Here is a 19569-nt window from a genome sequence, read left to right on the forward strand (position 1 = left end):
TCGAATGTGGGAGCGGGCTTGCTCGCGAATGGCCGCGACCCCGACTTCGGATCAGTCCTCAAACCGGATCGGGCATTTCTCCGCGCCTTCCAGCTTCCTCAATTCTTCCACCACCTGCGGCCGTGCCCGCCGCAGGGTCAGGCTGCGATCCTGGCGCAGTAGCCGTCGCGCTTCCTGGTGCAGCATCTCCACGCCCGAATAGTCGATGAAGTTGATTTGCTGCGCTTCGATCACCACGCGTGCGCCGTGCATCCGTTGCAGGCGTACTTGCAGGTAATGACTGGCGCCAAAAAAGATCGAACCGCCAACCCGCAGAATGTCTTCATCTCCATCACGCCAATGCTGAACCCGCGGTTGCGAGGTGCGTTTGAGGTAGAAGAACAGCGAAGCCAGCACCCCGGCGTAGATCGCGGTCTGCAATTCCAACAGCAGCGTGGCGACACAGGTCAGCGCCATGACCAGGAACTCGGCGCGGCTGACCCGCAACAACGCGCGAATGCCGCGATGATCCACCAGCCCCCAGGCGATCAACAAAATGCTGCCGGCCATGGCCGGGATCGGAATGTGTGCGATCAAATTCGCGCCGAAGATGGCGAACAGCGCCACCCACACCGCCGAAAAAACACCGGCCATCGGCGAGCAGGCACCCGCTTCGTAGCTCAGGCCGGAGCGGGTGAAGGAACCGGCTGACAGCGATCCGGAAAAAAACGCACCGACCATGTTCGATAAACCCTGGGCGCGGACCTCTTGGTTGGCGTCCAGCAACTGCTGGGAGCGGGCCGACAAGGATCGGGCAATCGACAGACTGGTGACCAGCCCGAGCATGCCCACCGCCACCGCGCTGGGTAGCAAGCGCAGAATCAGGTCCAGATCCAGCGGCAGCGGGCTGAAGGGCGGCAGCCGCCCGACAAACGCGCTGACCAACTTCACATGGCCGAACATCGATGGCCAGAGCCAGACCAGCAATCCGCTCAGCGCCAGGGTGATCAATAGCGTCGGCCAGCGCGGCAGGAGCAATTTCAGGATCACGCCCACGACGACCGTCGCCAGGCCCAGCATTAGCGAGGGGTTATCCACTTCGCCGAGATGACTGAGCAGCATCATCAAACTGTTCAGCGCTGTTGCCTGGTTGGGCAAGTCCAGCCCCAACAAATTCGGCAGTTGGCCGATGGCAATCACCACCGCCGCGCCGAGGGCGAAACCCAGCACCACCGAGTGCGAGACAAAATTCACCAAGGCGCCGAAGCGCAGTAAACCGAGCAGCCACTGAAAAATGCCGGCAAGCAGCGTCAGTAACAGGATCAGAGTGACGTAGTCCTCTGACGCAGGAACAGCCAGAGGACTGACGCTGGCGTACAACACAATAGAAATCGCCGCCGTAGGACCGCAGATCAAGTGCCACGAAGAACCCCAGAGACACGCGATCAGCACCGGAATAATCGCAGCGTATAGACCGTACTCAGGTGGGAGACCGGCGATCAGCGCGTAGGCAATGGATTGCGGCAGCGCGAGAATCGCGCCGCTGAGGCCGACGATCAGGTCACGACCGACGCTGGCGCGGGTTTGCCGGGGCATCCAGGTGAGGAAGGGGAAGAGCGAATGGCGACTTGGGAAGGCCATGGTTCCTCTCGGGTGAGATTTTGCGCAAGGGTAGCAGGACGAGACACCGATCGCTGATCGTTCCCGTGCAGAGCGTGGGAACGATCAGCGGCGGGGGTTCAGAGTTTGGCTTTCACCGCCCCCAACGCATCCTTTCCATCCACTGTTTTCACCCCATCCAGCCATTTATCCAGTACCGCCGGATTAGCCTTGATCCATGCCTTGGCCGCATCAGCATTGCTGACTTTCTTGTTCACCACCTCGGCCATGATGCTGTTCTCCATTTCCTGGGTGAAACTCAGGTTGGTAAGCAGTTTGCCGACGTTCGGGCAGGCTTGTGCATAACCTTTGCGAGTCAGGGTGTGGACGCTGCCGGTGTCGCCGAAGTACTTCTCGCCGCCCTTCAGATAGTGCATTTTCAGCTGCACGTTCATCGGGTGCGGGGTCCAGCCGAGGAAGGTCACGAACTTCTGTTTTTTCACCGCGCGAGACACTTCCGCCAGCATTGCCTGCTCGCTGGACTCGACCAGTTTCCACTGGCCCATGTCGAAATCGTTCTTCTTGATGATTTCCTGCAAGGAGATGTTGGCGGGAGCGCCGGAGCCGATGCCGTAGATCTTCTTGTCGAACTTGTCGGCGTATTTGTTCAGGTCGGAAAAGTCATGCACACCCGCGTCCCAGACGTAATCCGGGACGGCGAGCGTGAACTCGGTGCCGTCGAGGTTCTTCGCCAGTTGCGTGACATCGCCGGTGGCCACGAACTTGTCGTAGAAACCTTGTTGTGCTGGCATCCAGTTACCCAGAAACACGTCGACCTGACCATCTTTCAAGCCGCCAAAGGTGATCGGCACCGCCAGCGTGTCGACCTTGGCCTTGTAGCCCATGCCGTCCAGCAGAAACCCGGTGATGGCGTTGGTCGCGGCAATGTCGCTCCAGCCAGGGTCGGCCATTTTCACCGTCTCGCAACTCTGATCGGCATACGCCGATGCACTGCCCAGAGCCAGAAGCCCGACCGTCATTGCTGTGGATAACCTACGCATGGCATTCCCCTTAACATTATTGGTTTTGGCAGGGTTGTGGATAACGTGCTTTACGCTCCAGATCGTCGAGGTCGATGTGGTTGCGCATGTACTGCTGACTGGCGTCTACCAGCGGCTGGTGATCCCAGCTCTTCAGTTTGCCGATGGTTAACGCATCGGCGACAAAACGTCGGCGCCGTTGGCTGGCGAGCACTTGTTGGTGGATCGCCGGGATATCCCATTTGGCCCGGGCTTCGGCGAGAAATTCATCGAAAAGCGGCCGATGTTGCGGCGATTGGCTGAGTTCTTCCTGTTCACGCGGGTCATTGTGTACATTAAATAGTAGGCAAGGGTCGTCTTCGCTGTAGATGAATTTATAGGCGCCGCGACGAATCATCATCAACGGGCTGATGGTGCCTTCAGCCATGTATTCGCCGAAGACCTCGTCATGACCGCCCTGCCCTTGCAGGTGCGAGACCAGTGAGCGGCCATCCAGCGGCAGTCCTGGCTCCAGCGAACCGCCGGCCAGTTCCACAAAGGTCGGCAACAGATCGGCCGTGGAGACCGCCGCGCTGACCCGGCCAGCCCCGAATTGCCCCGGCGCACTGATCAACAGCGGAACGCGGGCGGCCATTTCGTACCAATGCATTTTGTACCAGAGCCCACGCTCGCCGAGCATGTCGCCGTGGTCGCCGGAGAACACGATGATGGTGTCGTCGATCAGGCCGGTTTCCTCGAGTGTTTGCAGGAGTTTGCCGACGTTGCTGTCGATATAACTGCACGCACCGAAATACGCACGGCGTGCATCGCGAATCTTATCCACAGGCAGCGGTTTGTCCCACAGGTCGTAAACCTTGAGCAAACGCTGCGAGTGCGGATCAAGTTCGGCCTGCGCCGGGGTTTCGGGCAATGGGATGTCGGCGTCGTCGTACATATCCCAGAAGGCCTTGGGAATGGTGTACGGGTCGTGTGGGTGAGTCATCGAAACGGTGAGGCAAAACGGCTGATCGCCCTCTTCGCGGATGTGATCAAACAAATACTGTTGGGCCTTGAACACCACTTCTTCGTCGAAATCCAGTTGATTGGTGCGTACGCACGGCCCGGCTTGCAACACTGAAGACATGTTGTGAAACCAGGTCGGACGCACGTCTGGTTCGTCCCAGTTCACAGACCAGCCGTAATCGGCCGGGTAGATGTCGCTGGTCAGGCGTTCTTCATAGCCATGCAGCTGATCCGGGCCACAAAAATGCATCTTGCCCGACAGCGCGGTGCGGTAGCCGAGTCGACGCAGGTAGTGGGCATAAGTCGGTACATCGGCGGGGAAATCGGCCGCGTTGTCGTAGGCGCCTATCTTGCTCGGCAACTGACCGCTGACCAGGGTAAAACGCGACGGCGCGCACAGTGGGCTGTTGCAATAGGCGGCGTCGAACACCACGCCTTGGCCGGCGAGGCGGCTGAGATTAGGCAGTTTGATGGGCGAAGGTCCGTAGAACGGCAACATTGGCGCGGCCATCTGATCGGCCATGATGAAAAGAATATTCTTGCGCTTCATGTGATCGCGGCATTCCATAGTGAATATTTATGCGAGAGTGCTGCGATTGAGCATGTAGCCCAAGCAATTTGTGGTAAAGCCCATGCACGGCAATGACTAGGATAAGCACAGCTTATGTATGACGCCCTTGGTGATTTGTCTCTGGATTTGCTTCGCGCCTTTGAAGCGGCGGCCCGTCAGCGCAGTTTCACGGCGGCCGCAGTGGAGCTGGGCACCACGCAACCAGCCATCAGCCAGCAGATCAAACGGTTGGAAGAACAACTCGGGACGCGGCTGTTCGACCGGATCTATCGCGGCATCGAACTGACCGAGGCCGGGACGATCCTGTTTGAGCAGGTTCAGCTCGGATTGCAGAATATCGATGCAGGATTGAGCGCGATCAGTGCACAGCACCAACATGAAGTGTTGCAGGTCGCCACCGATTTCGCCTTCGCCGCGTATTGGCTGATGCCGCGCCTGCACCGCTTCCATGCCGCCAATCCTCAGGTGGATGTCAGCCTGGTCACCAGCGAACGCAGCCTCAACATGCTGCGCACCGATATCGATGTGGCGGTGTTGTTCGGTGATGGCCGATTCAAGCAGGGCGAAAGCCATTGGCTGTTCAGCGAAGAAGTCTTTCCGGTGTGCAGCCCGCTGCTGTTGAAGGATCGTCCCCTGCCCTTGCCATCCCAGTCATTGCTTGAGTTCCCGCTGCTGCACCTTCGGGGCGAAAACAGCAGCAACTGGTTCGACTGGAGCGGCGTGTTTCGGGAATTGGGGATCGCTTCGGCACCTGCGCCCGGGCAATTGCGCTTCGACAATTACACGCTGCTGATTCAAGCGGCGATTGGCGGCCAAGGTGTGGCGATTGGATGGCGGCACCTTGTGGATAACTTGCTGGCGCAAGGTTTGTTGTGTCGACCGATCGCGGAAACGGTCATTTCCAGGCTCGGCTATTACGTGGTCCTGCCTCAGCGAAAACGGCGTGGTGCGCTGATTCAACAGTTTGTGGACTGGCTGATGGCCGAGCAGGCCAGCAGTGCGCAATCGTTGAACGGCTTACCGTTGCCGTCTATCGCTGTATAGCGTCGGTCGCGACGAAGGTTACGTGTTCGCCGACATGCAGGTTCAACCGCAACTCATCGGCAATCCCGACCGCCACCCGGCTCAACCGTTCAAGCGGTTCGGCGAGGCCCGGCTCCAGGCTGCTGCTGACGTGCCTGAAATGCTCGATGGTCAGCCCGGCCACGCCGCGCGGCGCATTCACCAGTGTCCAGTGCAAGGTGCTGCTTTGCAGGGCCTCGCGGATTTCTTCGGCGGCGTGGCGTTGCAGTCGATCTTCTATCTCCGGATCGTCCAGTACCTCGAAATCTCCGACCAGAAACAGCCGGGTAATCCCCGAGGCCTGCATGCCATCGATCAGCGCATCCACCGCCAGCACTTGCTCGACCGGGCCGGGCACGATGGATTTTTCCACGTGCTCGCTGTTCATCGGCAACCCGGGTGCATCCAGCAGACAGATCACCGCCGAACACCCGGCGACGCTCTGCTTGACCCGCTTGGCGTCGAACAAATCACCGGTCTTGGTCCGCAATCCCGGGCGCGGCGCGAGCGCCGTCAAATCATCGAGAATCGCGATCACTTCATGTTGGCGCCGCAGCATTTCAGCCATCAGCGCACTGCCCAGGCTACTCATGGCACCATAAAGCACCACTTTCACCACCGGGGTTTCGGCATTTCTCATGGCCGTGCTCCGTTTTTCCTACCTATATGGCGTGTGACCTGTGGGAAACAACGCCGGTTCGACTCGGTTCAGAGGCTTTCAAATGAAGCGGATCAAGGGCTACCACGCCCATGTTTATTTCGACGCCAGTACGCTTTCTCAGGCGCAAGCCTTGTGTGAGCAGGCGGCGCAACTGTTTCCAGTGAAAATGGGTCGCGTCCATGAACGCCCGGTGGGCCCGCACCCGGATTGGAGCTGCCAGTTGGCTTTCGAGCCGCAATACATCGGCGACGTGCTGCCCTGGCTTGCGCTCAACCGCAACGGTTTGGTGGTGTTCCTGCACCCGGACACCGGCGACGATCTGCTCGACCACACCGAGCACGCCATCTGGATGGGCGCGATTCGGCCGCTTGATCTGTCTATTTTTTGATCAGTTTACAACTGTTCCTCAGCTTCGCCGGGCAAATGTTCGTCCAGATGCAGCCAGGGCAGGCGGTTGTCGGTCCAGATATGCCGTTGGGCGGGTGCCTGCTCGGGATGATCGAGGGTGGCGATGGTCACGTCGATGCTGTCCGGGCTCAGGTGCGAGACCAGCGCCAGTTGCGCCCCACAGTTGCCGCAGAAATACCGCACGCAGGTTGTTGAAGAGTCGTACTGCGCGGGTGTCCCTTTCACCCATTCAAAGGCGGATGCCGGCACGGTGATCCAGGTGGTCACGATCCCGCCGCTGACCCGTCGGCAAATCGAACAATGACAGTGGGCGATGTCGTGCAAAGGCCCACTGAATTGATAGCGCAGATTTCCGCAATGGCAGCCGCCTGTATGAATTTCGACCATGTTTTGTCCTCCTGCCCTGTTTTCAGGGACTTTGACCCCGCCCGACGACCGGTTGCATATCTGGTCAATGCTTTCATCCGCGAAAGCTGGGTGAAAGCTTCCCCGATTAGGATCGCCCCCACTACCGGCAACAGACCGGTCGGCCAATGCCAGTGTTCTATCGCTCGCACAGCCCATTTAACAACAACAATGGTGATCCTGATGTCCTCTGCTACCCGCCGCTTCGCTGTCACTCCGCCCATACGCCTCGTGCTTCCCGTTCTGCGCTGACCCACCCGGTTCGCCCATTCCCTAGTCGCGCTATGCCTGGAGTATTCCCATGCTGACTTTCCTTGGCTTTGCCATGGTCATCACGTTCATGTTCCTGATCATGACCAAGCGCCTGTCCGCGCTGATCGCTCTGATCATCATCCCGATCCTGTTCGCGCTGTTCGGTGGTTTTGCGCCGAAGATCGGCCCGATGATGCTCGAAGGCATCACCAAGCTCGCACCGACCGGTGTGATGCTGATGTTCGCCATTCTGTACTTCGCCCTGATGATCGATTCCGGCCTGTTCGACCCGGCCGTGCGCAAGATCCTCAAACTGGTCAAGGGCGACCCGTTGAAAGTTTCGGTCGGCACCGCCGTACTGGCGCTCGTCGTCTCCCTCGATGGTGACGGCGCGACCACTTATATGATCTGCGTGGCCGCCATGCTGCCGCTCTACGCCCGCATCGGCATGAGCCCGCGGATCATGGCCGGCCTGATCATTCTCGCCGGTGGCGTGATGAACATGACGCCATGGGGCGGCCCGACCGCTCGTGCGGCCAGTGCGCTGCATGTGGACCCGTCCGACATCTTCGTACCGATGATTCCGGCGATGGCTTTCGGGGTGCTGGCCATCCTCGTGATTGCCTACTTCTATGGCAAGCGTGAGCGTGCGCGTTTGGGTGAGCTGCACCTGGTGGGCGATGAAATCGACCACAGTGAAATCACCGTTTCGCAATTCCCGGATGCCCGTCGTCCGAAGTTGATCTGGTTCAACGGCGCCCTGACCCTGGCCCTGATGGGCACCCTGGTTGCCGGTCTGTTGCCGCTGCCGGTGCTGTTCATGGTGGCGTTCAGTATCGCGATGATCGTCAACTATCCGTGCATGCAACAGCAGAAGGACCGCGTCGCGGCCCACGCCGGTAGCGTGCTGGCGGTAGTCGGTTTGATCTTCGCGGCCGGTATCTTTACCGGTATCCTCACGGGCACCGGCATGGTCGATGCGATGTCGAAAAGCCTGTTGGCGGTCATCCCGGACTTCCTCGGCCCGTACCTGGCGGTGATCACCGCACTGGTGAGCATGCCGTTCACGTTCTTCATGTCGAACGATGCATTTTATTACGGCGTGTTACCGGTACTTGCGGAAGCCGCCAGCCATTACGGTATAACCGCGGTTGAAATGGCACGTGCCTCTATCGTTGGTCAGCCCGTCCACCTGTTGAGCCCGCTGGTACCATCGACCTACCTGTTGGTGGCCCTGGCCGGTATCGACTTCGGTGATCACCAGCGTTTCACCTTGAAGTGGGCAGTGCTGGTTTGCATGTGCATACTGATCGCCGCTTTGCTGATGGGGATTTTTCCGCTGTTCAGCACTCTATAAGCCCAAGACTCACCATGAAGGGTCCAGGCTTTGTTGTTTGAAGCCCGGGCCCTTCGTGGTTTAACACATCCACAAAGGAATACACATGGAATGGCTGACCAACCCTGAAATCTGGGTTGCCTTCTTTACCCTGACCGCCCTGGAAATCGTCCTCGGTATCGATAACATCATCATGATTTCGATCCTGGTCAGCCGCATGCCCAAGCACATGCAGGCGCGCACGCGGATTTTCGGCCTGGCACTGGCTATGGTTACGCGGATTCTGTTGCTGCTGTCGATCACTTGGGTCATGCGCCTCACCGCGGACCTGTTCGAAGTGTTCGGCCAAGGCATTTCCGGGCGTGACCTGATCCTGTTCTTCGGTGGTCTGTTCCTGCTGTGGAAGAGCTCGCAAGAGATGTACCACGCGCTGGAAGGTGAAGACGAAACCAATGAGGAGCCGGGCGGCAAGGGCGGCAACTTCCTCTACACCATCATTCAGATCGCGATCATCGACATCGTGTTCTCGCTGGACTCGGTTATCACCGCCGTGGGCATGGTGTCCCACGTACCGGTCATGGTCGCGGCGATCATCGTTGCCGTGCTGGTGATGATGTGGGCTTCCGGCACCATCAGCGAGTTCATCGACAAGCACCCGTCGCTGAAGATGCTGGCGCTGTCGTTCCTGTTGATCGTCGGCACTGTGCTGATTGCTGAATCCCTCGACGTTCACGTGCCAAAAGGCTACGTCTACTTCGCCATGGCGTTCTCGCTGGCGGTGGAAGCGATCAACATCAAGATGCGCACCGCGATGGCGAAAAAGCGCAAGCAGCAGGATCCAGTGAAGCTGCGCAAGGATATTCCGGGTCAGTAACCCGAATTCCATGTGATGACAAAGGGGCCTTCGGGCCCCTTTGTCATTTCTGTGGGGATTGGGAAATAGTGTTTACTCCGGCGGATCGAGGTTATCCAGCGCTCGATTCACCGCCAACTCCCCGAGCATGATGATCTGCTGAATCCCCAGCAGGGTGTTGCGCTGAGAACCATCCGCTAGCAAATCTTGCGGATAAAAATCAAAGGATGGAATTCGTGCTTCGTGCCGCAGCACAATTCAACAGCCTACTAAAGAATCCAACCACTAAAAGCCAGCTACAAAGCTCCATCACAGATATCGCAAATGGAAATGGAGTGCGCCAGTGACCAGATTAATGCAACGCTGGTTGGATGTTGATTTTTTTAATTCTTCTAGTGGTGGGTAGCCTGGTGTATTCCCGCTCGGGCACCAAGACGTTATCCGTCCATATAGGAAAACCCTACGAGCAGGTTGTCCAAGATTCGACATTCCCTGTCGAGGACAACACGGCGATTTATCCCGGTGACCCTACCGACGCAGAAGAACCTCCGCAGCCAGGCTCCACGTGGATCAGCAGCCCGACCGTCGTTGATTTTGATGATCCCACTTACGGATTCAAACTCCCACCGACGGTATTTGGTGCAGTTACGTATGCAGGCCAGAAAGTCACGACACTGACTACGTCGCCCATGTCGGAAACAATGCCATTTGGAGAGGCAGTGGTTCGATTGGTGGAGGTACAAAACACCCTCAAATCCCAAGGATGGAAGCTTGCGTCTGTAGAGAATAATGATTGGTTCGAAGTCGAGAATGTTGCAGAGCGTGATCAATTACAGGCCAAGCTCTTCGATCAGGCCGTGGGCATCGATTTGTATGTACCTGGAAAGTACAACCTGCTGCTTTTGATTAAGTGCTATGCACGCTGCGATAAGCGTGATTCGACGACAGCAAAGTATCTGATCGATATCAGCGTTGGGCGGGATCGCACCGAGAAATGAGGAGCCACTTCCCGAGGTCAGGCGATTATCTGCACAAAGCAACGTTTTTTATGCTTTTCGTTTGCCTAACCTCTTTTCATTTCCCGATTGATAGGTTGGCCCTTCATATCGGTAAGCCGTACGCAGCAATCGTTAAAGACTCCACATTCCCAGTCAAACGAAAAACCGCGGTTTACCCAAGCGAACCTCCCGAAGTTGACTCCACCTGGATAAGCAGTCCGGTCGTCATTACGTTTGATGATCCTGAACATGGCTTTACCTTGCCCCAAACCATCTACGGGGCTGTGGGTTAGAACAAGGGAAAAGTGGATGGCATCACTACGTCTCCGATGGTGGAGACGCTACCTTTCGCCCAAACAGCAAAACTGTTGGGCGAGCTGCAATCCATGTTCAAAAAGACCGGTTGGACACCTGAGTTGGCTGAAGGTAACGACTGGATAAAAGTATCGAGTGATGAAGAGAAACGACAGTTACAAGCCAAGCTGTTTGATCAGGCTGATGGAGTAATTCTTCTGATTCCCAACAAATACAGTCTGTTACTGCACATCAAATGCTACGCCCGCTGTGATGAGCGAGACGCCGAAACAGCCAGGTATCTGATCGACATAGGGCTGAGCATGGATCATTTCAGCGATTGAGTTCTCCCCCCGATTTTAGGGCTGCTGCGCAGCCCAGCGGGAGCAAGCTCCCTCGCCACAGGTTATGGTCGCGTAACCTTTCAACTGAGGGGCTGAGATCTATGGGCCCCTTTCTCACCTCGGCATCAAGCTGTTTTCATGACAGTTTTGTTTCAATCGCTTCTTTAGCTGTGCGATGCTGGCGCGCAGACCGTTAGCCAACTACAGCTTAAGTACAGAACGTAGAAGAACGCGCGGCACCGTCAACTTGCCCCTTTGGGGCGCTACCACCACAGGGGGCCTGCATGCTCACCCTGCTCAATCTGTTATCTGCCGTGGCCTTGTTGATTTGGGGCACGCACATCGTCCGAACCGGCATCCTGCGGGTCTACGGTTCAAACTTGCGCCACGTGATTGGCCGGAACATGTCCAAGCGCTGGCTGGCGTTCATCTCGGGGATCGTCGTGACAGCGATGGTCCAGAGCAGCAACGCCACCGCCATGCTCGTCACCTCCTTTGTCGGTCAGGGCCTGATGGCGCTGACCCCGGCCCTGGCGACCATGCTCGGGGCCGACGTCGGTACCGCGCTGATGGCACGGGTGCTGACCTTCGACCTGTCATGGTTGTCACCGCTACTGATCTTTCTTGGGGTGATTTTCTTCCTGTCGCGCAAACAGACCCGGGTCGGACAGATGGGCCGGGTCAGTCTCGGCCTGGGGCTGATCATCCTGGCGCTGCAACTGATCGTCGAGGCTGCCGCGCCGATTACCCAGGCCCAAGGCGTGAAGGTGATTTTCGCCTCGCTCACCGGCGACATCTTGCTGGATGCCCTGGTCGGCGCGTTGTTTGCGATGGTTTCTTACTCCAGCCTGGCCGCCGTCCTGCTGACCGCGACCCTGGCCGGTGCCGCAGTGATCAGCCTGCCCGTGGCCATCGGCCTGGTGATCGGCGCCAACATCGGCAGCGGCATCCTTGCCTTCCTTAGCACCAGCATGCAGAACGCCGCTGGCCGTCAGGTGGCGTTGGGTAGCCTGCTCTACAAACTGATCGGCCTGTTGCTGATCATCCCGGTACTCGACCCGTTGGTGCACTGGATCGACAGCCTGGACTTCAGCCCTCAGGAAATGGTCATCGGCTTTCACCTGCTCTACAACACCGCGCGCTGCCTGATCTTGCTGCCCAGTGTCGGGGCGATGGCCAGGCTCTGCGCGTGGCTGCTGCCGGAGCAGCCGGAAATCAACGGCACTGCCAAACCGCGGCATCTTGATCCAACAGCGCTGGTCACGCCCAGCCTGGCGCTCGCGAATGCCGCCCGGGAAACCCTGCGCATCGGCGACCTGATCGACAACATGCTCGAGGCCATGCTCGACGTGCTGAACGGCAAGCAAACCGCCGTTACCCAGGAAATGCGGCGCCTGACCGATGATGTGGAATCGCTCTACGGTGCGATCAAGCTCTATCTGGCGCAAATGCCCCGTGAAGACCTCAGCGAGCAGGACAGCCGGCGCTGGGCGGAAATCATCGAGCTGGCGATCAACCTTAAACTCGCCAGCGACCTCATCGAACGCATGCTGCGCAAGGTCCAGCAGCAGAAAACCTCGCAGCGCCGGTCTTTTTCCGAGGTCGGCCTGGAAGAGCTGGCGGGGCTGCACAGTCAGTTGATATCCAACCTGCGCTTGGGGTTGTCGGTGTTCCTCAGTGCCGATAAGGAAAGTGCCCGCCAGTTACTGCGTGAGAAACGTCGCTTTCGCGCGCAGGAACGGCGCCTGGCCCATGCTCACGTCAGCCGATTGCAACGTAAGATCGTGCAGAGTATCGAGACCAGCTCGTTACACCTTGAGTTGATTGCCGACATGAAGCGTCTGAATTCGCTGTTTTGCAGCAGCGCCTATGTGGTGCTGGAAACTTCCGACACCGGCGCCCTGGCGGTCGACGATTTGGCTGACATCACGCATTCGCCCTGAACGTCCACAGTTGCCTGAAGTCTGTTGAACTTACGCTGGCCGTATGGAAACTCGTTATGCGTTGTCTGTTGTTCGCCTGTCTGTTGCTTGGCTCATTCCCTTCATTTGCCCTGGATCGCTTTCAGGTCGAGGGCTATACGCTGCCCAACGGCCTGCAATTAATGCTCAAACCCGGCACCGAGCGTGGGCATGTTGCGATTCGTTTGGTGGTCGGCGTCGGCATCGATGATTTCAGCTGCGCCGACAAGGAGCTGCCGCACCTGCTTGAGCACTTGCTGTTCAGCGGCATCGACGCCACGGGCGAAGGCGGGCTGGAAGAGCGCATGCAGGCCTTGGGTGGCGAGTGGAACGCTTACACCAGCAATGCCGACACGACGTTCGTCATCGAAGCCCCTGCGAAAAACCAGCGCAAGGTCCTCGACCTGCTGCTGGCGCTGCTGACCCAGACCCGAATCGACGACAACGCCATCAACGCCGCCAAACAAGTGGTCGAGCGCGAAGACGGCGGCCATTACTCGCACCTGCAACGCTGGCTGGATCGCCAGGATCTTGGCCACACGGCGAGCAATCAGCTGGCGGTGGAACTGGGCCTCAAGTGCCCCGAGCGGCCTGAGGTCGATCACCTGACCCGCGATCAGGTGGAAAAGGTACGCAAGGCCTGGTACGCGCCCAACAACATGACGCTGATCGTCGTCGGCGACCTTGAGCGGTTGCTGCCGGCCTATCTGGAACGGTCTTATGGCGCGCTTGAAGCGGTCGACCCGACCGATCACCTGCCCCTGCCGGCCATCCAGGCCAGTGCTGCCCATGAACGGACCCTGAGTCACGGTTTTGTCGGCGGCAGTGCCAAGTTGCATTGGCTGGTACCGGAGCCGGTGCTGGAAGACCTGCACGACGAAACTTTCGACTTGCTCAAGGACTATCTGGACTGGGCGCTCTACCGCCAGTTGCGCCTGACCCATAGCTTGTCCTACGGGCCTTCGGCCGAGCGTGAGGTGTTTGGCGGCGTGGGCTTCATGAGCCTGAACGCGGACCTTGACCGCGACGACGTCACCGAGGCCGAACAGGTGCTGGATAATCTGAAGGCCGGGTTGCTCAGGGACGGTCTCAATGCCCACACCTTCAACCGCCTCAAAGAGGCCGCCATCGCCCGCCAGGCCTGGGCCGTGCAAGGCAACAGCGCGTTGGCCGATTATTACTGGAGTGCTCTTGGGGACTACGAGAACGGCCGTTTCGCGAACCCGGCCAAGGAACTGCAAGGGGTGACGCTGGAGGAGGTGAACAAGGCCATGCGTGAATTGCTCATGCAACCGGGGTATTTACGCATCGAGAAACCGCTGATGAGTGATGACCAGTTGATGTGGGCGATTGGCGGGGTGTTGGGGCTCATCGTATTGATGCTGCTGGGTTGGCGCTTGCATCGAAGGGCACCACGAACCGTGTAGCAGCTGCCGAAGGCTGCGTTCGGCTGCGAAGCAGTCGCAAATCCGTTACGTCAGATATATCTGATGGACCGCGTTGAATGGTTTACGACTGCTCCGCAGCCGAACGCAGCCTTCGGCAGCTGCTACACGGGTTTTTTGATCGGACCGCCGCCCCTCGCCACGCCGACCCGCGGCGGTTACCCTGTCGGGGATTTTTCCCACGACTATTGCGAACCGCCGAATGCCTACTCTGACCCTATACGTACAGCGCATCCTGGAATTGATGAAGCGCTACCCAGGGGTGATTGCGCTCGGCGGTTTCATTTCCGGGGTCGGCAGTTTCATTCTGGTGGATCGCCAGCAAGGTCTGGCGACCTGGATCACCACCATCATGCTGGTCAGCTGGATCTGGCTGATGCTGGAAAACAGCCTCACCAAGCTGTTCGCCAGGATCTTCAAACGCGAAATACCCCAGCCCCTGCTGCGCTACGCCACGCAGATGATCCACCAGGAAAGCCTGTTCTTCGTCCTGCCGTTCTTTTTTATCACCACCACCTGGAACAGCGGCCAGCTGTTTTTCACCGGGCTGTTGGGCATCGCCGCGCTGATTTCCATCATCGACCCGCTCTACTACAAATGGCTGGCCCCCCGACGCTGGGCGTTCCTGGCGCTGCACACACTGACGCTGTTCGCTGCACTGCTGACCGCCCTGCCCGTCATTCTGCACCTGACCACCGCTCAGAGCTTCAAGCTGGCCCTGGGCACGGCCGTCGTGCTGTCGTTCCCGAGCCTGGCGTCGATCTTCCCGATTCGTACCGTGCGCAATGCCTTGGCGATTCTCAGTATCACGCTGGGCATCGGCGTGCTCGGTTGGGTGTTGCGATCCTGGGTGCCGCCAGCGACCCTGTGGATGACCGACGTGGCGATCAGCACCCAAATGCAGGACCGCACCCCCGGCGACAGCCTCGATGAAGTCAGTGCCGAGCAGATTCGCGGCGGCGGGCTGTACGCCTACACCGCGATCAACGCCCCGCGCGGTCTGGATGAGCGGATCTATCACGTGTGGCATTTCAACGGCAAAGAGGTCGACCGCATCCCCCTGGACATCCATGGCGGGCGCAAGGAAGGCTACCGCGCCTGGACCCACAAGCAGAATTTCCCTGGCAACCCCGCGGGTAAATGGCAGGTTCGGGTGCTGACCGAAGATGGCCAGGTCATCGGTGTGTTGCGCTTCGTGGTAAAGGACAGCAAGCCTGCGACTGCCGCAAAGTAACCCGTTCGTGCTATTACGTAGAGCTGCGTAATAGCCGATAAAGCACGGAGCTTATGACCAGCAGCACAATGGCCGGCAGTGCCCAATTGGACACCTCTCACTCCCCCGCTCAGTTGCGGGTCACGGGTGACTGGACGCTTGCCCATTACGCCGATCTCAAGCACTTGTGCGAAAATCTCCACGGCCAATACGACGACAGCACTCACATCGACCTCAATGGCCTCGGTGCGCTCGACACCGCCGGCGCGTCGCTGCTGGTGGAGTTGCTCGGGTCCGAGCGTTTGGGCCGATCCGCCGAACACCCCGATTGCACACTGTCCTCGGCCGACCGTGCCTTGTTACAGACCGTCTATTGTTCGCTGACCGACTTCTGCGTGCCGATCAAAGAGCCGGAAATCAGCGTTGGCATTCAGCTGTTGACCCGTATTGGCCGCGCGGTCGACGCGATCTGGCAGGACACCCTGCAACTGCTGGGTTTCGTCGGCCTGATTCTGGAAACCATCGCCCGCAATCTGTTTCGCCCCAAGCGCTGGCGCATTTCGCCGATGGTGGCGCACATCGAACAGACCGGCCTCGACGCCGCCCCCATCGTCGCCCTGCTGACCTTTCTGGTGGGTGCCGTGGTGGCGTTTCTCGGGGCGACGGTGTTGCGCAGCGCTGGTCGCTGCGCCTGACCAAGCCGCAGGCCAGCGAGGCCTTGAACAGCCCGAATATCGCCGTGATCCCTCAAGGTGACCTGATCAGCAGCTACAAAGCCTCGCGCTGGAGCGACCCGGCACCGGTGTTGCTGCGCAATCGTCTGTTGGATGGTTTCCAGCGTGATGGTCGGGTGACATTGCTGAGCACCGACGACAGCAATTTCCAGGCGGATCTTGAACTGGGCGGTAGCCTGCAGGCATTCCAGACTGAATACCAAGGAACGCACGCGAGCATCGTCGTGCGTCTGGATGCGTTGCTGGTGCGCGGTTATGACCAGCGAATCCTCGCCAGCCGACGCTTCGAAGTGCGCCAGCCGTTGAGCGATGCGAAGGTGCCGGCGGTGGTGGCCGGGTTTGGCCAGGCCAGTGACCAGTTGACGGCGCAGGTGGTGGCTTGGGCGGTGGAGCAAGGGCAGAAAGTCGCGCCACCGCTCAGACCTTGAGGCCAACGCAAACCCAATGTGGGAGCGGGCTTGCTCGCGAAAGCGGAGTGTCAGTCGACATCAATGTTGAATGACATACCGCTTTCGCGAGCAAGCCCGCTCCCACAAGGGTTTTGTGGTTAGCCAAAGAACCAGTAGCAAACCCCGATCGCGCCGAGAACGCCGGCAAACTCCGCCAGCAACGCACACCCTACCGCATGCCGCGCCCGCTGGATCCCCACCGCGCCGAAGTACACCGCCAATACATAGAACGTCGTTTCGGTACTGCCCTGAACCGTCGCCGCCACCAGCGCCGGGAAGCTGTCGACCCCCGACGTTTTCATTGTTTCAATCAGCATCGCCCGGGCGGCACTGCCGGAGAACGGCTTGACCATGGCGGTCGGCAGCGCATCGACGAAGCGCGTGTCCCAACCGGCCCATTCCACCAGATGCCGAATCCCGTCCAGGCCAAAGTCCAGCGCGCCGGATGCCCGCAGCACACCGACGGCACACAACATTGCCACCAGATACGGCAGCAGGTTCTTGGCCACGTCGAAGCCTTCTTTGGCGCCTTCGACGAACGCTTCGTACACCTTCACTTTGCGCAGCGCGCCGATCACCAGAAACAACATGATCAGCCCGAACAGCGTCAAGTTGCCGAGGATCGATGACAGGCCGGCCAGAGCGGTCGCCGAGAGCGTCGCCAGCAGCGCCATGAATGCACCGAGGGCCAAGGCGCCGGGAATCAGGTACGCGAGCACCACCGGGTCCCACAGGCGCAGGCGCTGCATGAATGCCACCGACAGCAGACCGACCAATGTCGAGCAACTGGTGGCGAGCAGGATTGGCAGGAACACCAGGGTCGGATCGGGCGCACCTTGCTGGGCGCGGTACATGAAGATCGTCACCGGCAGCAGGGTCAGGGAGGAGGCGTTGAGCACCAGGAAGAGGATCTGCGCGTTGCTGGCGATCGTGGCGCTGGGGTTGAGCTCTTGCAGCGCCTTCATGGCTTTAAGGCCGATTGGCGTGGCGGCGTTGTCCAGCCCCAGGCCGTTGGCGGCGAAGTTCAGCGTGATCAGGCCGATGGCCGGGTGACCTGCCGGCACCTCCGGCATCAGCCGCAGGAACAACGGGCCCAGCGCTTTGGCCAGCCACTCGACAATCCCGGCCTTCTCGGCAATGCGCAGAAAACCCAGCCAGAGGGTCAAGGTGCCGAACAGCAGGACCATGACCTCGACGGATAACTTGGCCATGGCGAAAATGCTTTCCACCATCGCGGCGAAGATCCCGGCGTTACCGCCGATCAGCCACTGCGCCAGTGCCGAAACGGCAGCCACGATGAAGAAGCCAAGCCACAGGCCATTAAGCATCAGTCAAATCCCCCGAAGAATGCGGCGAATGATAGCGGGGTAGCCAGAAACGACAAACCCCGGATTTCTCCGGGGTTTGTTTTGGCTCTAATGCAGCATTACTCAGTTGCGGGAGATTTCACCCACCGGCAATTTTTCCTTGCTGCGCCAGTGCGGCAAGGAGTTCCAGTAGCGCTGGCCCTTGGCGTCGTCGTACATGCCTTCCCAGCGGGAGATGACCAGCACGGCCAGGGCATTGCCGATCACGTTCAGTGCGGTACGCGCCATGTCCATGATGCGGTCGACACCGGCGATGAACGCCAGGCCTTCAAGTGGAATACCCACGCTGCCCAAGGTGGCCAACAGCACCACGAAGGACACACCCGGTACGCCGGCGATGCCTTTGGAGGTGACCATCAGGGTCAGCACCAGCAGCAATTGCTGGCTGATCGACAGATCAATGCCGTAGAGCTGGGCAATGAAAATTGCCGCGATGCTCTGGTACAGGGTCGAACCGTCGAGGTTGAACGAGTAGCCGGTCGGGACCACGAAGCTGCAAATGGCTTTCGGTGCGCCGTAGGCTTCCATTTTCTCGATCACGCGAGGCAGCACGGTTTCGGAACTGGCGGTGGAGTAGGCCAGCACCAGCTCATCCTTGAAGATGCGCATCAGCTTGATCACCGAGAAGCCAAACAGGCGAGCGATCAGGCCCAGCACCACGAAGGCGAAGAAGGCGATGGCGACGTAAACCAGGATCACCAGTTTCGCCAGCGGCAGCAGGGAGGCGAAGCCGAAGTTGGCCACGGTCACCGCGATCAGTGCGAAAACGCCGATCGGGGCGTAGTTCATAATCATGTGAGTGACTTTGAACATGCTTTCCGACACGCCCTGGAACATCTTCACCAACGGCTCGCGCAGGTCCGATTGCAGGCTCGACAGACCGAGACCGAACAATACGGAGAAGAAGATGATCGGCAGCATCTCGCCGCGGGCCATGGCCGCGAAGATGTTCGACGGGATCAGGTTGAGGATGGTTTCGATGAACGCATGTTCATGCTTAACCTCGGCGGCAGTGGCCTGGTACTTGGAAATATCCACGGTACCCAGGGTGCTCATGTCGATGCCGGTGCCCGGATGGAACACATTGGCCAACACCAGCCCGACCACGATGGCGATGGTGGTGACGATCTCGAAGTAAAGAATGGTCTTCAGACCGATACGCCCGAGCTTCTTCGCGTCGCCGACGCCTGCAATACCGACGATCAAGGATGAGATCACGATCGGGATCACAATCATCTTGATCAGACGGATAAAGATATCGCCTGCCGGTTGCAGGACGTTGCTGACCCACCAGGCTTTTTCGGCGCTGAAATGGTTGAGCAGCGCACCGATTGCAATCCCCAATACCAGACCGATGAGGATCTGCCAGGCGAGGCTAAGCTTTGCCTTCTTCATATCTTTACCCTTACTTGCGTTTGACTCAGACAGATGCAAGAACTGGAACGCTTGTGGCGAAAAAGTCTTGTGCATCGGCCCCCGTATAAGGTGCCCCGGAGCGCTTGTTATCGGCTCTCTGGCAGGCGAAAAAAGGCGCAACTATTCAGATGCAAGGAAGCGACGTCTAATGCCGTAAACGCCTACCCTATGCCGAATCGG

General features: G+C 59.0%; 16 protein-coding genes and 3 pseudogenes. 11 read left to right on the forward strand and 8 right to left on the reverse strand.

Translation table 11 applies throughout. From position 1 onward, the window contains the following. Nucleotides 1-51: 51 nt before the first annotated feature. The 3 genes from FQ187_RS04725 to betC all read right to left on the reverse strand — a co-directional run bounded on the left by FQ187_RS04725 (nucleotide 52) and on the right by betC (nucleotide 4170). Nucleotides 52-1620 (reverse strand): SulP family inorganic anion transporter, encoded by a 1569-nt coding sequence (locus tag FQ187_RS04725; RefSeq protein ID WP_149628591.1) that lies wholly within the window; start codon nucleotides 1618-1620, stop codon nucleotides 52-54. 98 nt (nucleotides 1621-1718) lie between these two features. Beyond that, complete coding sequence (gene choX / locus FQ187_RS04730; protein WP_149628592.1) at nucleotides 1719-2639, reverse strand: choline ABC transporter substrate-binding protein; 921 nt, start codon at nucleotides 2637-2639, stop codon at nucleotides 1719-1721. Between the two features lie 16 nt (nucleotides 2640-2655). Then, nucleotides 2656-4170, reverse strand: coding sequence for a choline-sulfatase (betC, locus tag FQ187_RS04735; protein WP_149628593.1), 1515 nt, complete (start codon nucleotides 4168-4170; stop codon nucleotides 2656-2658). A gap of 114 nt (nucleotides 4171-4284) precedes the next feature. Between betC and FQ187_RS04740 the strand changes: the two genes are divergently transcribed. Beyond that, entirely contained in the window at nucleotides 4285-5235 is a 951-nt protein-coding gene (locus FQ187_RS04740) for a LysR family transcriptional regulator (RefSeq protein ID WP_095126794.1), read from the forward strand. Here the strand turns inward: FQ187_RS04740 and FQ187_RS04745 are convergent. Beyond that, a complete protein-coding gene (locus tag FQ187_RS04745) occupies nucleotides 5222-5893 on the reverse strand; it encodes an NAD(P)-dependent oxidoreductase (RefSeq protein ID WP_149628594.1) in 672 nt (223 codons plus the stop codon). The two genes, FQ187_RS04740 and FQ187_RS04745, sit on opposite strands and share 14 nt — an antisense overlap. Before the next feature lie 82 nt (nucleotides 5894-5975). Between FQ187_RS04745 and FQ187_RS04750 the strand changes: the two genes are divergently transcribed. Then, nucleotides 5976-6302, forward strand: a complete 327-nt coding sequence (locus FQ187_RS04750; protein WP_149628595.1) for a DOPA 4,5-dioxygenase family protein — start codon at nucleotides 5976-5978, stop codon at nucleotides 6300-6302. A gap of 5 nt (nucleotides 6303-6307) precedes the next feature. On the opposite strand, the gene FQ187_RS04755 is transcribed toward FQ187_RS04750, so the two are convergent. Next, nucleotides 6308-6709, reverse strand: a complete 402-nt coding sequence (locus FQ187_RS04755; RefSeq protein ID WP_134421120.1) for a GFA family protein — start codon at nucleotides 6707-6709, stop codon at nucleotides 6308-6310. A gap of 319 nt (nucleotides 6710-7028) precedes the next feature. Between FQ187_RS04755 and FQ187_RS04760 the strand changes: the two genes are divergently transcribed. Both FQ187_RS04760 and FQ187_RS04765 read left to right on the forward strand, forming a co-directional pair. Beyond that, entirely contained in the window at nucleotides 7029-8336 is a 1308-nt protein-coding gene (locus FQ187_RS04760; RefSeq protein ID WP_149628596.1) for a CitMHS family transporter, read from the forward strand. An 85-nt stretch (nucleotides 8337-8421) separates the two neighbouring features. Beyond that, the gene (locus FQ187_RS04765; RefSeq protein ID WP_149628597.1) at nucleotides 8422-9189 is read left to right on the forward strand and encodes a TerC family protein; all 768 of its coding nucleotides are present in this window, start codon (nucleotides 8422-8424) and stop codon (nucleotides 9187-9189) included. Nucleotides 9190-9261: 72 nt separating this feature from the next. Here the strand turns inward: FQ187_RS04765 and FQ187_RS30830 are convergent. Beyond that, nucleotides 9262-9363 (reverse strand): annotated as a pseudogene (locus FQ187_RS30830) (DUF6124 family protein); the annotation flags it as partial. A gap of 176 nt (nucleotides 9364-9539) precedes the next feature. Between FQ187_RS30830 and FQ187_RS04770 the strand changes: the two are divergent. The 7 genes and pseudogenes from FQ187_RS04770 to FQ187_RS04800 form a co-directional block, all read left to right on the forward strand. Beyond that, nucleotides 9540-10166: a hypothetical protein gene (locus FQ187_RS04770; protein ID WP_256667278.1), complete on the forward strand. Its 627-nt coding sequence runs from the start codon at nucleotides 9540-9542 to the stop codon at nucleotides 10164-10166. A gap of 305 nt (nucleotides 10167-10471) precedes the next feature. Next, nucleotides 10472-10804 carry a hypothetical protein gene (locus FQ187_RS04775; RefSeq protein ID WP_149628598.1) on the forward strand — a complete coding sequence of 111 codons (333 nt, stop codon included), beginning with the start codon at nucleotides 10472-10474 and terminating at the stop codon, nucleotides 10802-10804. 284 nt (nucleotides 10805-11088) lie between these two features. Beyond that, entirely contained in the window at nucleotides 11089-12747 is a 1659-nt protein-coding gene (locus FQ187_RS04780) for a Na/Pi cotransporter family protein (protein WP_149628599.1), read from the forward strand. A 56-nt stretch (nucleotides 12748-12803) separates the two neighbouring features. Then, nucleotides 12804-14192 (forward strand): pitrilysin family protein, encoded by a 1389-nt coding sequence (locus tag FQ187_RS04785; RefSeq protein WP_149628600.1) that lies wholly within the window; start codon nucleotides 12804-12806, stop codon nucleotides 14190-14192. Nucleotides 14193-14412: 220 nt separating this feature from the next. Continuing rightward, nucleotides 14413-15444, forward strand: coding sequence for a DUF5924 family protein (locus FQ187_RS04790; protein ID WP_149628601.1), 1032 nt, complete (start codon nucleotides 14413-14415; stop codon nucleotides 15442-15444). Nucleotides 15445-15497: 53 nt separating this feature from the next. Beyond that, nucleotides 15498-16106 (forward strand): annotated as a pseudogene (locus tag FQ187_RS04795) (ABC transporter permease); the annotation flags it as partial. Continuing rightward, nucleotides 16094-16585 (forward strand): annotated as a pseudogene (locus FQ187_RS04800) (ABC-type transport auxiliary lipoprotein family protein); the annotation flags it as partial. The pseudogenes FQ187_RS04795 and FQ187_RS04800, both read left to right, overlap by 13 nt. Nucleotides 16586-16704: 119 nt before the next feature. Here FQ187_RS04800 and FQ187_RS04805 read toward each other — a convergent pair. Both FQ187_RS04805 and gltP read right to left on the reverse strand, forming a co-directional pair. Then, nucleotides 16705-17934 carry a nucleoside recognition domain-containing protein gene (locus tag FQ187_RS04805; RefSeq protein ID WP_149628602.1) on the reverse strand — a complete coding sequence of 410 codons (1230 nt, stop codon included), beginning with the start codon at nucleotides 17932-17934 and terminating at the stop codon, nucleotides 16705-16707. 102 nt (nucleotides 17935-18036) lie between these two features. Continuing rightward, nucleotides 18037-19368 (reverse strand): glutamate/aspartate:proton symporter GltP, encoded by a 1332-nt coding sequence (gene gltP / locus FQ187_RS04810; RefSeq protein ID WP_149628603.1) that lies wholly within the window; start codon nucleotides 19366-19368, stop codon nucleotides 18037-18039. Nucleotides 19369-19569: the final 201 nt, after the last annotated feature.

It is taken from the genome of Pseudomonas sp. ANT_J28, assembly GCF_008370005.1.
GTDB classification, from domain to species: domain Bacteria; phylum Pseudomonadota; class Gammaproteobacteria; order Pseudomonadales; family Pseudomonadaceae; genus Aquipseudomonas; species Aquipseudomonas frigoris.

Bases quoted from the DNA above. Each gene is read 5' to 3' on its own strand.
- FQ187_RS04745 (WP_149628594.1), bottom strand. From the start codon at position 5,893: ATGAGAAATGCCGAAACCCCGGTGGTGAAAGTGGTGCTTTATGGTGCC.
- FQ187_RS04740 (WP_095126794.1), top strand. From the start codon at position 4,285: ATGTATGACGCCCTTGGTGATTTGTCTCTGGATTTGCTTCGCGCCTTT.
- FQ187_RS04750 (WP_149628595.1), top strand. From the start codon at position 5,976: ATGAAGCGGATCAAGGGCTACCACGCCCATGTTTATTTCGACGCCAGT.
- FQ187_RS04755 (WP_134421120.1), bottom strand. From the start codon at position 6,709: ATGGTCGAAATTCATACAGGCGGCTGCCATTGCGGAAATCTGCGCTAT.
- FQ187_RS04805 (WP_149628602.1), bottom strand. From the start codon at position 17,934: ATGCTTAATGGCCTGTGGCTTGGCTTCTTCATCGTGGCTGCCGTTTCG.
- FQ187_RS04770 (WP_256667278.1), top strand. From the start codon at position 9,540: ATGTTGATTTTTTTAATTCTTCTAGTGGTGGGTAGCCTGGTGTATTCC.
- FQ187_RS04785 (WP_149628600.1), top strand. From the start codon at position 12,804: ATGCGTTGTCTGTTGTTCGCCTGTCTGTTGCTTGGCTCATTCCCTTCA.
- FQ187_RS04725 (WP_149628591.1), bottom strand. From the start codon at position 1,620: ATGGCCTTCCCAAGTCGCCATTCGCTCTTCCCCTTCCTCACCTGGATG.
- FQ187_RS04790 (WP_149628601.1), top strand. From the start codon at position 14,413: ATGCCTACTCTGACCCTATACGTACAGCGCATCCTGGAATTGATGAAG.
- choX (WP_149628592.1), bottom strand. From the start codon at position 2,639: ATGCGTAGGTTATCCACAGCAATGACGGTCGGGCTTCTGGCTCTGGGC.
- FQ187_RS04760 (WP_149628596.1), top strand. From the start codon at position 7,029: ATGCTGACTTTCCTTGGCTTTGCCATGGTCATCACGTTCATGTTCCTG.
- FQ187_RS04765 (WP_149628597.1), top strand. From the start codon at position 8,422: ATGGAATGGCTGACCAACCCTGAAATCTGGGTTGCCTTCTTTACCCTG.
- FQ187_RS04780 (WP_149628599.1), top strand. From the start codon at position 11,089: ATGCTCACCCTGCTCAATCTGTTATCTGCCGTGGCCTTGTTGATTTGG.
- gltP (WP_149628603.1), bottom strand. From the start codon at position 19,368: ATGAAGAAGGCAAAGCTTAGCCTCGCCTGGCAGATCCTCATCGGTCTG.
- betC (WP_149628593.1), bottom strand. From the start codon at position 4,170: ATGAAGCGCAAGAATATTCTTTTCATCATGGCCGATCAGATGGCCGCG.